The organism is Gracilibacillus phocaeensis (assembly GCF_900626275.1).
In the GTDB taxonomy this organism is placed as follows: Bacteria; Bacillota; Bacilli; order Bacillales; family Amphibacillaceae; genus Gracilibacillus; species Gracilibacillus timonensis.
The window spans coordinates 18,970-31,713 of sequence record NZ_LR131145.1; the positions used below are offsets into that span (position 1 = coordinate 18,970).

Consider the following 12,744-nt stretch of genomic DNA (forward strand, 5'->3'; position numbering starts at 1 on the left):
CTGATGATTCTCTTGATGTCTTGCAGGAAAGACATAGGAAGGTGATGCTATGGGAATCGTTGTCGTAGAAATTTGTGATAGTAATTTAATGAATACGTTGGACATAGAACATATTATTGAATCAGAATATCCAGAAGTAGCGGTATTAATCAGTGATTGTCTAAGCTTTTGCGGGTTATGCAGATTAAAGCCCTATGCATTAGTGAATAACCAACGTGTCCATGGAAAAACGCCGGAAGAAACATTAGATAAGATCAGAAAGGCGATTGAAGAAGAATTGGCCTTTTATCAATAATTTAAAAAAACTAGAGCTTCTATGAGCTCTAGTTTTTTTATTCAAAGATAGCCGATATATCTATGAAACGTTTATCGTGCGCTTCTGCAACGGCTTCATGAGTAAGCTTACCCTGGTAGGTGTTAATTCCCTTGGCAAAGGCTGAATCCTGTCGTCCATATTCTAACAAACCTTGGTTTGCCAATTTAAGGATGTAGGGTGCAGTCATATTAGTCAGTGAGTAGGTTGACGTTTTTGCTACTGCGCCTGGGATATTAGCAACAGCATAATGATTGACTCCGTGTTTAACATATATCGGATCCTGATGGGTGGTAATCCTATCAATGGTTTCAATCGATCCTCCTTGATCGACGGCTACATCGACAATGACAGATCCTTTTTCCATCGTTTGCACCATTTCTTCTGTTACAAGTTTTGGTGCCTTGGCTCCAGGTATCAACACTGCTCCGATGATCAAGTCCGCTTTTTCCACTTGTTCTCTTAGGTTAAATTCATTAGAAGCCAGGGTATGAATCTTGCCTTGGAAGGAATCTTCAAGTTGTCGTAGACGCTCGATATTGATATCCAATAATGTCGTGTTCGCACCTAGTCCAACCGCAATCTTTGCGGCGTTACTACCTACAATGCCTCCACCTACAATCATAACGTTCGCCGGTGACACGCCAGGAACTCCACCTGGTAAGATACCTTTTCCACCATATATTTTTTCCAAAAAGCGAATACCCACTTGTACAGACATTCGACCGGCGATTTCACTCATTGGTACTAGTAAAGGTAAGCTACCATCTGGGTTCTGAATCGTTTCATAAGCAACCGAAGTTGTTTTTGCTTCTAATAATGCCTCGGTCACTTCTTTTTCGGCAGCTAGATGTAAATAAGTAAATAATACCAGATCCTCGCGTAAAAATGCGAATTCTTCTGGCTGCGGCTCTTTTACTTTAATCACCAATTCCTGCGCCCAAGCTTGCTCTGCCGTTGGTACAATGGTTGCACCGGCCTTTTGATAATCCTCGTCTGCAATACTACTTCCTGTTCCTGCTCCAGTCTCTATCGCTACCTCATGGCCTTGCTGGGTAAGCATCAAGACCATCGCAGGAGTCATCCCTACTCGATTTTCGTTACTTTTCATTTCCTTAGGCACCCCTATCTTCATAACAACACCAACTTTCTTGAACGAGATATTTAATCTTATTATAGTACTTCCCTTTTTCGCATGAAAAATAACGCCCATAAAAAAATAGCTTATGGTAAAGAGATTCGAGTTATTTAGTGTGCTTTTTTTGTAATTGCGTTGCATTTTATAATTATATAGTGTACATTATTAGTAAGTAAACTATCTAAGGAGGAATTGATAATGTACAAAGCAAGACAGCCGCAAAAAATGGGTCAGATCATTTGTGGGAACTGTGGAAATGCAATAGATGTATTCTCTACTGATAAGGTTACTACTTACTATTCCTTTTGCAAAAACCCAAGATGCCGGCATCAGACTGTAAGGTAACTCCCGAAAGAAAGCGTGTTCATTTTTTTGAATTTACAACCTATATAAGTTGAATGAAATTATTGTGGATTGATATCGGATAGGTGTTCTTGATCCATTTAGGCGGTATGATGAGATCAAACGAGGTATTAACAGAAAATAATGCAAGCAAAGACTTGCTTGTAACACGTTTTTGTTACATTTATAACTCAAGTTTCGGACAAGACAAATAAGCTTCAATACTTGGTACTAAAGGGATAATATAGTTTTTATTATCAGGCTACATCAGTATGAAGCAGCGATTTCCGCAAATAATCAGGTAATTTGCGGAAGAACCGATTAAAAAACTCGTTGATTTGTTCATCAGTTAGTAGATATTCTTCTACCATTGTTGAACCGATTAATTCTAGGATAGTCATCAATGCTTGTGCAAATCGGATATCTTCTATCTCATCACAACACACATAGAAAAGTTGACCAATTGTTCTATGGTCTTCTTCTTCCCGTACGCTAAGTGACAACATCATGTAACGCAGGAAAACAATTGTAGTGTGTGCAGTCATGGAATCATAGCTACGGCATTGAAATTCCTTTGCCAGTCGCAAATTGGATTTGACCACCCTGAAAAAGCACTCGATCTCCCAGCGCTTGCCATAAATACGGATAGCATCTTCTTCCGTGTGTTCGAGGTTGGTTGTTAAAAGCGCAAGCCATTGTTTGGAACGATTTCTATCACGAACAAATACAATGCGTGCTTGAATTTCATTCCCATTTTTATCGTCATGGCGAAGTCCAACTACAATGTTCGCAAGGATCTTAGCACGTCCACGCTTTTTACGAACTTTCTTGTAAAGCTGGTTCAATGTGTAAGATTCACCTTCATAGGTGTAGTGAATTTTAGGTGAACGTTTGATCATACAAACAACATCTAGCGAATAGTTTTTTATGATTTTCGATATGATAGCTGGATATGCGAACCAACTGTCAAAAAGAACCGTTTTCGCACCTAGCTTATTTGGGTTAATGGAATCGAGAAGATCAAACATCGTCTCTGTACTTTTTTTCGTTGCCTCTTGGCGTCTTTTATAACCGACTGTTCGCTTGTCTATATTTGAATCGACGTCTTGAAAACGATTTTTCTCATTTTTTGAACTTAAAAGCGAAAAAGCAAGTGGCATAAAAGAAGCTCCGTCTGACCAGCCAAGCGTGAGCATACGAAATCCCTTAAAGTATCTTCCGGTTGTATGGTCTTTCACTCTGGCAAGCAGTTCGACCGCTTTACTGCGATTGCGGCTGAACAAAGAATCATCAAATATGAGAACTCGGTCACGATCCTCGGAAGTTAAAGGGAGCAAGAATTTCATAACAAGATTAGAGCCAACATTGGAAAGGAATTTACGCCAGTTATAAGTTGGGTTTTTCAAGAACTCATACACCGTATCCTTTTCAAAATCCTTTGAAACACGTTCTGATTCCAGCGCCCTGGAAAAACTCATTCCATGAAGTACAAGTGCGAAAATAAATTGCATAATAAGACGTGGGGAAAATCCTTTTTCCTTGTGAACATGGGCCTGATTAAGAAAAGTTCCAATCTTAGCTTGAGTAAAAAACTGCAGCATACGGGAATTTGATTTTTCATTTTCATTAGAATTTGGTAAAATAGTAGACACGGAAAACATCCTTTCTTTGGTTGGTGTGGTGCCTATATTTTACCAAAGAATAGGGTGTTTTTTGTATTTTAATGATAATTATTTCATTCCAAGACTAAGTGCAACAAGGAGTCAGGTCATTTTTTAAACTCCGAAACTTGAGTTTATAAGTCTTACTCCCTGAATGTTGGTCATCATCTATTTTGATCTTAATAAATCATCAACGCCAAGCAACAGCTATATTATCCAAAAAAAGAACCTGGCAGACTGATATCAGTCTGCCAGGTTCTTTTTTTATGGAGCATAGCGGATTCGAACCGCTGACCCTCGCGCTGCCAGCACGATGCTCTCCCGCTGAGCTAATGCCCCTTTAGGCTACCTTACCTATTATAAGCAATTTCATTCGTCTCTTCAAGCATAAATTTATATTAATTGCAGATTTTCTGTTATACGGTAAGGTAGACAAATTAGCATTTCCTTTGAACAGGTAACGTACAACAACGAAATGAACCACCAGACTTGATAATCTCAGAAAAGGGTACCTCTATCACTTGGAATCCTTTCTGCTCTAACTTTTGATTAATTCGTTTATTTTCAGGCAAAGAAATAACGACTCTATCACCAAGGGATAATACATTCGTTCCCATGTAGAATTGTTCCTCAGCTGACACCTCGATTAAATCAAATCGTTTATGCAGCTGTCGGACATCATCAGTGGAAAAAGCACCATCATATATGAGACCTTCCCTTTCACTAACTAGGTTAAAACAACAATCTAGATGGAGAATATCCTTTCTCATCGGTAATGGTACTATTTGTTTGTCTGGAAGCAATTGCTGGAGGTGTTGAATAGCCTTGGCAGTGGTTCGATTACTGTTACCAGCATAAACGATGTCATCGGTAATGACAATATCACCACCTTCCATCGTATCAACCGTTAATGGCTGACAATCGATGTCATGCTGTTGGAGTGTCTGCTGGAGGACCTCTACCTCCCCTTTTCTAATCGGCTGTTCCATTTTGCAAGTAAACAAATGTTCATCAATCGTAAAACCAATATCACGGGTAAAAACTTGTTCATTCAAATCTGGGGATGGTGTTAGCTCGATCACTTCGATCTCTAATTTTTTCAAGGTTTGCACAAAGTTCTGATATTGCTGCATGGCTAAACGGGTGTTGATATTTTCCTTTTGATATTTTCGCTGTGTTTCATTAATAATATTTCTGATTTCCATATACATTGGTGGACAAGTGATCACTCGTGTTAAGTGATCGTATTCATTTATTTGATAGACCATGAATTGCTGACTCCTCTTTCCTGTCAAAGTGTGCTATTACTGTCCTACCCCTTTTATTTCAGGGATAATCTTGATTGACTTTCAGAATTATATACCAGATAAGCCTCATTGTATATCATACGCTATTTGCCCAGTTTCATGCTGGGATGATGTTTTAAGAAGTGGTTTAATACACTAAAAGCACCCTCATCACGTGAGGGTGCCCTATTAAATCGTTCTATTAGACGTTTCTAACCACAATATCCTCGTTCTCAAAAGTGACTTCTACTTTGTTCACCTGATCTTCTTCTAGGATAATGTCGGTAATGCCATCTTCCACTTTGTCTTGGATCACACGACGTAATGGACGTGCACCAAAGCGTGGATCATAGCCTTTATCGGCAAGGAATTTCTTCGCTTCATCACTTACTGTTATTTCAAGTTCTGCTTCTTGAAGATGGTCGGATAATTCAGCAAGCATTAAATCAACAATCTGCAACAAGTCTGCTTCTGTTAATTCATTAAACGGAATGATCGCGTCAAAACGATTAAGGAATTCCGCTTTGAAATAATCTGTTAAATGCTCTAGCACGGAAACAGCTTCATTGTTGTCACTATTAAATCCTACTGAAATATTTTTGACATTGGTACCGGCATTACTTGTCATAATAATCACGGTATCCTTGAAGCTGACTGTCCGACCATGACTGTCGGTTAAGTGACCATCCTCCATAATCTGTAAGAACATATTCTGTACATCTGGATGTGCCTTCTCGATTTCATCTAATAAAAGCAAGCTATATGGATTGCGACGAACCTTTTCGGTTAATTGACCTGCCTCTTCATGACCTACATAGCCAGGAGGAGAACCGATAATTTTAGAGATCGTGTGTTTTTCCATATACTCACTCATGTCTAATCGAATCATCGCATCCTTGGTACCAAATATTTCTTCAGCTAACGCCTTGGTCAATTCGGTTTTACCTACACCTGTTGGACCAACAAATAGGAAGGAACCGATGGGACGATATTTAGATTTTAGTCCTGCTCTACTACGACGCACTGCTTTGGCAACCTTATCTACGGCATGTTGTTGACCGATTACCTTCTGGCTGAGATTGTCGGCTAGCTGCTTCATTTTAGACTGTTCATCTGCCTGAATCTTGCGGACAGGAATACCTGTTTTTTCTTCAATAATTAATTGAATGTCCTCGATCGTTACTTCAGCCTTTGGTTTTTCTTGAGATTCCGCCAATTTTTGTTCAAGTTTAATCTCTTGGTGGCGAAGGTTAGCAGCACGCTCATAGTCTTCTTGTTCTGCTGCTTCTGTTTTTTCTTTAACAATTTCATCCAATCGACTTTGAATACTGTCATGATCTGATTCACTGACAGTTAAGTTCAAACGTGCGCCTGCCTCATCAATCAAGTCAATTGCCTTATCTGGTAAGAAACGATCTTGAATATACCTTTTCGATAAACGAACGGCAGCGCTCAATACTTCATCAGAGTAACCTACTTGATGGTATTGTTGATAACGATCTTTTAAGCCTTGTAAAATTTGTTCTGTTTCTTCCAATGTTGGCTCTTTAACCATAATAGGTTGGAAACGACGTTCTAATGCTGCGTCTTTTTCAATTTGACGGTATTCTTTTAACGTAGTTGCTCCAATTAATTGCAGCTCGCCACGAGCAAGAGCTGGTTTTAGGATGTTACCTGCGTCCATTTGCGAACCCTCAGCAGTGCCGGCGCCTACCAACAGATGAATTTCATCCACAAATAGGATGACTTCTTGACGCTCTTGCAACTCAGAAACCAATTGCTTCATACGCTCTTCAAATTGACCACGCACTCCCGTGTTAGCAACCAGCGAAGCGACATCTAAAATATAGATTTGTTTGTCTAATAATTTCGCTGGCACACTACCTTCTGTTACTTTTAGTGCCAAACCTTCTGCAATAGCAGTTTTACCTACCCCAGGTTCCCCGATAAGAACAGGGTTATTTTTACTGCGGCGGTTTAAGGTTTCCATCACACGTTTTACCTCTTGATCGCGCCCAATAACTGGATCAATCTGACCCGATCTTGCTGCATCTGTTAGATTTTTACCTAGTTGATCAAGCAGGCCATTCCCTCTGCCACCTTTTCTAGTACGGGTTTGCGCTTGGGCTGCTCCAGAGCCATTTGCTCCCCCAGCGAAGAATTCTTCAAACCCTTGTCCACCAAACATTCCTGATGGTTGTTTCATTTGATTTTTAATATCTTCAAAGCATGACTGACACACATGTAATGATTCTGTTTGATTATTGACTCGAAGGTTTACATTAATAGTTGCTTGATGAACACCACATTGTTGGCATTTCATAGATAATTCCTCCTTCAAATTAGTAGGATGAAGGCCAAGGTCAACTTTGACTTTGACTATCTTTGACCTTCCTTGATTCTTATTATACTCTGACCTTTTTTGACTTTCAATATCTTTGCTCAAAAAAATTATTTTTTTCATAAAAGGTCGATCAGAAACATGTGTGAGGCAAGTCTTTGCTCACATTATTTCCTAATAATACCTTGTTTGATCCCTTCGTGTGAATGGCGATTCACACGAAGGGATCAAGAGCACCTATCAGATATCAATCCACAATGATTTCATTCAACTTATATCATGAAAAAATGCTGACTACCGATCAGGAAGGGGGATTCGTTCCAGGTCAACATCATTTCAAGTCCTATTATACAAGCCAATATGGAGATTCGATGTGTCATTTTTGAACAATTTTTAGAAGGTCGAACTTTTCTCCAACATTGCTTTTATGCTACACTTACATTAATCCACTCAAAAAGGAGTTGTGTGCTTTATGGCCATGCTGGAAATGCTTTATAATAAAAGGAAAATCCGTTTAAAAGTCACTCATTTAACGATTTACCGACAAACTAAAATCATCGAAGCATATGGAAAGAATCGTCATTCCTACTATCTATTCTGCTATAAAAATCAGTTTATCAATATCAAGAAAACTGCTTCTATCCAATTAACATCCTATCTTGCAAGAGCACTGCGAACGGGAGTATCCTATCCAGCTGATCATTTCTTAACGAATGCTTTCTTACAGTTGCAAAATCAATCATCGCTTATCTCTAACAATCAAATGGTCCAGCAGTTAAAAAAAAGCTATCATCCATCTGAAATGCTTTATGTATTGGCAATGTTTGACCATTATATACAACCAAATAAAATTCAAACCTTTTGTAAGGACGCCTTTTATCGTTATCGAAGAAATGGTCAACTTAAAAAAGCCTTTCAGGTCGTCTTACATTTTGCAGAGGCACGTCCTGACGATACCTTCGCTAATGACATGCTGCAACATCGTGATTTCCAAAAATATAAAGTACCATATGACCATATCCCTCAGCTAATCCAAGATTGGCAAGATCCGCTCTATATTGAGAACTATATCGTTGACCAAGACTTTCCTGCTCCTTTCGTTCCGTCGTTGTTTGACCAATACCACCAGGATAACCGTATATTTGATCAAATTTACCTTTATTACATCCGACATCAGCACTTGCATACAGATACTTCCATAACTAACTTGTTAAACGATTATTTTACGACCGACCAGCAGATTCACTTTTGGCAGCATATCTTACAAACCACCCTTGAACCAGAGCAAATTATGAAGCATTTATTATCACTAGAAGCATATGATACCGTGCTGCACTATTATCTACAGTCACCCATTAATGCAGAACAGCAGGAGACCTTTGAACTGGCACTACAGTCTGCCTCTACAGAAGAACTTAGCAGGAATTATCAGGCTTTACTTAAGCAGCTAACGGTAACTTATCAAGAAGATCATCCACACTTGGAAAAATTGTTACAGCAAGTACTAAAGAAACTGCTCCCTGTCATCCCAATAAGAGACATTCTGAAACGGATTGAGCATACCGAACTTCCCATCGTACAGAAACTGCGCAATATGGAGAAATTGATGCAGAACCCTGACCAGCAATATGCCCTTGGGGAGCTCTATTATGATTTAGAACAATATGACCAGGCCATCTCATGCTTTGAATGGGAAATGGAATTATCACCAAAGAATGCAGCCCCTATTCAATATTTATATAAGAGTCATTTAGCAAAAGGGGATAAAGAACAAGCTTCTATGTATAAGCAGCTACTAGGTAATATCCCTTCTTGAACCTCGTTTATGAAAGAATGGCGGCCACTTTTTATATGTTATAATACGAAAAAAATATTACCTATAGAAACGGATGTGACAATAATGGAGAAACAATATTTTGCTATTATCGATATCGGTTCCAACACCATGCGCCTTGTGATTTATTTAAGAGAAAAAGGCGGCAGATTAAAAGAGATTGAGAACGTCAAGGCGGTTGCCCGACTGCGAACTTTCCTCGAAGAAGATCATACGGTAAGCCAAGCTGGTATTGACCGATTAATCACTACCTTGCAAAGCTTCCAGGATGTCTTGGCTAGCTATACGTTACAGGATATTGTTTGTGTAGCGACAGCAACGATTAGACAAGCTGCTAACCAAGAAGATATTGAAAAACAAGTAAGTAAACAGACTGGGCTTGCGATGCGTATTCTTTCAGAAAAAGAAGAGGCTTATTATGGATATTTGGCCGTAGTCAACTCTACCTCCATTACTACAGGAATCACGGTGGATATTGGTGGTGGAAGTACTGAGGTAACTTATTTCGAAGACCGCGAAATAAAAGAATCACATAGCTTTCCTTTTGGTGCACTGACTCTAAAAGATTTCTTTAAACATACCCTTCCTACCACCAATGAGTTAAATAAGCTTCGGCATTACTTAACCAAGCAATTTGATACATTACCATGGTTGAGAAATCGTGAAGTGCCTTTAATCGCCATCGGTGGAAGTGCTCGTAACTTGGCCCAAATCGATCAAAACCTAAAAAAATACCCGTTAGCTGGGTTACATCAGTATCAAATGTATGACACAGATATTATGCAAGTCAGTAATTATCTCACCTCACTGAAGCCAGAAAACTTAACGAAAGTAGAGGGATTATCCAAGGATCGAGCGGATATTATCATTCCTGCTATTGAAGTATTTCACAGCCTCTATCAAACGATACAAGCCGATAGTTTTATTCTCAGTCGCAAAGGCTTACGCGATGGAGTATTTTACGAACAATTATCTAAAGAGATGGGCTATGCGATTTTCCCCAATGTCCTTGAAGACAGCATTCAAGAACTGATTAATGATTATGACTTGGATCTAAAACAAGTGACTCATGTTCAGTTTTTCGCTAAAACCCTTTTTAATTATTGCCGTGAGAATGGTTTACTACATTTAAAAAAGCAAGACTGGCTGCTGTTAAAAAGAGCGAGCTGTCTCTGTCACCTAGGTGAATATATTGATGCCGAATCAAGCGCACAGCATAGCTTCTACTTATTGGCCAATCGTACGATAGATGGACTGATGCACAAAGATCGATTAAAGCTTGCTTTAGTAGCTTCTTACAAAAACAAGACCGTGTTCAAACAGTTTATCCAGCCTTACAAGTCATGGTTTCTGAAAGAGGAACGAAAAAAACTGCAACACCTAGGGGCAATGTTAAAATTCAGTTATTGTTTAGATGCTACCAAAAGACAGGTAGTGCAAGATATTTCCTTTAAGCAAAAGAAGCAGGCCTTAGTCATTACATTATTGTGCGATGGCGATGCCCGGCCAGAAGAATATCAATCAGAAAAACAAAAGAAACACTTAGAAAAAGCGATCCATCAAAATATTCAATTAAAATTCAAAATGAAATAGAACTATTTTACACGAATCAAACATACACTTTACATAGGCTTAACAATGGAAAGTTATACTATAAGAGGTTGTTCAACTGCTCTCACGAGTTTTTTATACCTTCTGACTGCACAAAAAGGGTGATATCATATGACTAAAAACACAGAAAAAACTAAACCCCACCCACCGGCTGATTACAACAATAGAGAGCTAAGCTGGCTTTCTTTTAATAAGCGGGTGCTAGAAGAAGCTAGTGATGTAAAGAATCCATTATTAGAGCGACTGCGCTTTCTGTCCATCTTTTCATCTAATCTTGATGAATTCTTTATGGTGCGTGTGGCTGGATTAAAAGACCAAGTAAAAGCGGAATTTAACCGACCGGATAACAAATCCGTTCTGACACCAAAACAACAGCTTGCTCGAATTTCCGACTTTAATCATGAATTAGTGCAGGAACAATATACCTTATATAAACAATTATTCGCTGAACTAGAAAAAGAAGACATTCGGATTATCCAGATGGAAGATTTAACAAAACAACAGCTTGACGGCTTAAGTGACTATTTTGCAGAACACATTTTTCCGATTCTCACACCAATGGCCATTGATGCCTATCGGGCATTTCCAATGTTGCTAAGCAAATCTATCAACCTCGTCGTGCAGTTAGCCGATCACTATGACCATGAACAAGAACATCATAAAACGGCGATTGTACAGGTGCCTGCTCTACTTGATCGCTTCTTGCGAATGGATGACTCCCACCATTATGTTTTATTAGAAGATGTCATTCGCTATTATATTCATAAATGTTTCGAAGGGTATCATGTGACTTCTGTAACCACCTTTCGCATCACAAGGAATGCAGATATGACTATTCACGAAGAAGGAGCACATGATTTATTGAAGGAGATCGAGAAGGAATTAAAAAAACGGCGATTTGGTGCTGCCGTTCGACTAGAGGTAGACGCCAGACAGCAGGATTCGGGAATGGTTGATTTCTTACTGCACGTGCTGGACATTCATAAAAAAGACTTATATGTGATGAATGGACCGTTGGATCTCACCTGCTTGGGTGAGTTTTACAGCCAATTGGAGCAAGATAATGAACACTTAATTTACGAAACATTAATTCCACAACCAGCCCTAGATATACATGAGGATGAAACGGTATTTGATGCGGTAAGAAAGCGGGATATTTTTCTCCACCATCCTTATGAATCCTTTGAACCTATTGTCGATTTGGTCAGGGAAGCGGCCGATGATCCAGAAGTGCTTGCGATCAAGCAGACATTATACCGGGTAAGTGGTGGCTCCCCCATTATTGCCGGATTGAAACGAGCTGCTGAAAACGGTAAGCAAGTCACTGTTCTGGTCGAATTGAAGGCTCGTTTTGATGAAGAGAATAATGTGCAGTGGGCTAAACAATTAGAAATAGCTGGCTGTCATGTTATCTATGGCATGATTTCCTTAAAAACCCATAGTAAAATCACCTTGATTGTTCGCAAACATCAACAGCGGATTGAACGAATCGTACATTTAGGAACCGGTAATTATAATGATCAGACAGCCAAATTTTACACCGATATGTCTTACGTCACGATAAAGCGTAAGTTTGGTGTGGATGCCACTAATTTCTTTAATTATTTAAGTGGCTACACCGAAAAACCTACCTTTCATCATTTATCAATGGCCCCATTTGATATTCGCAACGACTTATTGACATATATTGATCAGGAAATGGACTTCCACAAACGCTATAAAAATGGTTATATTATTGCCAAAATGAATTCCTTAACCGATAAGCTTTTAATTGAAAAATTGTATGAGGCCTCACAAATTGGAGTGAAGATTGATCTGATCGTTCGTGGTATTTGCTGCTTGCGACCAAAAATTCCAGGTGTAAGTGATAATATCCATGTACGCAGTATTGTGGGCCGTTTTCTTGAACATAGCCGCGTGTATTATTTTTATCACAATGGAGAGGATAAGGTCTTTTTATCTTCTGCTGATTTAATGACAAGAAATATGGTGAAACGGGTTGAGCTTATGTTTCCTATTTTTGAAGGACGGATCAAAGCACGAATTCTTTCTATTCTAAAGTTGATGCTGGAGGATACAGCCAAAGCGCGGATCCAATCACCCGATGGCAACTATGCACATATTACTTCTCCCAAAAACGATGTAGATTCTCAGTTAATCCTTTTTGAACAAGCATACCAACCTTTTATCATAGAATAAGCAGCCTCTTGTCGGGCTG

At 39.1% G+C, this 12,744-nt stretch carries 9 protein-coding genes and 1 tRNA gene; 5 read left to right on the forward strand and 5 right to left on the reverse strand.

The genetic code is table 11. The features are described from left to right. The first annotated feature begins 49 nt into the window (after positions 1–49). Positions 50–295 (forward strand): YuzB family protein, encoded by a 246-nt coding sequence (locus E0E32_RS16215; protein ID WP_066185833.1) that lies wholly within the window; start codon positions 50–52, stop codon positions 293–295. 37 nt (positions 296–332) lie between these two features. On the opposite strand, the gene ald is transcribed toward E0E32_RS16215, so the two are convergent. Next, positions 333–1,448 (reverse strand): alanine dehydrogenase, encoded by a 1,116-nt coding sequence (gene ald / locus E0E32_RS16220; protein ID WP_130860230.1) that lies wholly within the window; start codon positions 1,446–1,448, stop codon positions 333–335. 228 nt (positions 1,449–1,676) lie between these two features. On the opposite strand from ald, the gene E0E32_RS16225 reads away from it, so the two are divergent. Then, positions 1,677–1,796 carry a GapA-binding peptide SR1P gene (locus E0E32_RS16225; protein ID WP_130860889.1) on the forward strand — a complete coding sequence of 40 codons (120 nt, stop codon included), beginning with the start codon at positions 1,677–1,679 and terminating at the stop codon, positions 1,794–1,796. A 254-nt stretch (positions 1,797–2,050) separates the two neighbouring features. Here E0E32_RS16225 and E0E32_RS16230 read toward each other — a convergent pair whose 3' ends face one another. From E0E32_RS16230 to E0E32_RS16245, 4 genes are all read right to left on the reverse strand, one after another. After that, positions 2,051–3,445 carry an IS4 family transposase gene (locus E0E32_RS16230; RefSeq protein WP_130859979.1) on the reverse strand — a complete coding sequence of 465 codons (1,395 nt, stop codon included), beginning with the start codon at positions 3,443–3,445 and terminating at the stop codon, positions 2,051–2,053. 276 nt (positions 3,446–3,721) lie between these two features. Next, positions 3,722–3,793: transfer RNA gene (locus E0E32_RS16235), tRNA-Ala, on the reverse strand. 98 nt (positions 3,794–3,891) lie between these two features. Next, positions 3,892–4,722, reverse strand: a complete 831-nt coding sequence (locus E0E32_RS16240; RefSeq protein ID WP_130860231.1) for a dimethylarginine dimethylaminohydrolase family protein — start codon at positions 4,720–4,722, stop codon at positions 3,892–3,894. Between the two features lie 220 nt (positions 4,723–4,942). Further along, on the reverse strand, positions 4,943–7,063 hold the full coding sequence (locus E0E32_RS16245; RefSeq protein WP_130860232.1) for an ATP-dependent Clp protease ATP-binding subunit: 2,121 nt from the start codon (positions 7,061–7,063) through the stop codon (positions 4,943–4,945). Between the two features lie 490 nt (positions 7,064–7,553). On the opposite strand from E0E32_RS16245, the gene E0E32_RS16250 reads away from it, so the two are divergent. From E0E32_RS16250 to E0E32_RS16260, 3 genes are all read left to right on the forward strand, one after another. Beyond that, positions 7,554–8,897 (forward strand): tetratricopeptide repeat protein, encoded by a 1,344-nt coding sequence (locus tag E0E32_RS16250; protein ID WP_130860233.1) that lies wholly within the window; start codon positions 7,554–7,556, stop codon positions 8,895–8,897. 84 nt (positions 8,898–8,981) lie between these two features. Next, a complete protein-coding gene (locus tag E0E32_RS16255) occupies positions 8,982–10,508 on the forward strand; it encodes a Ppx/GppA family phosphatase (RefSeq protein ID WP_130860234.1) in 1,527 nt (508 codons plus the stop codon). A gap of 129 nt (positions 10,509–10,637) precedes the next feature. After that, positions 10,638–12,725: an RNA degradosome polyphosphate kinase gene (locus E0E32_RS16260; RefSeq protein ID WP_066185849.1), complete on the forward strand. Its 2,088-nt coding sequence runs from the start codon at positions 10,638–10,640 to the stop codon at positions 12,723–12,725. Positions 12,726–12,744 lie beyond the last annotated feature (19 nt).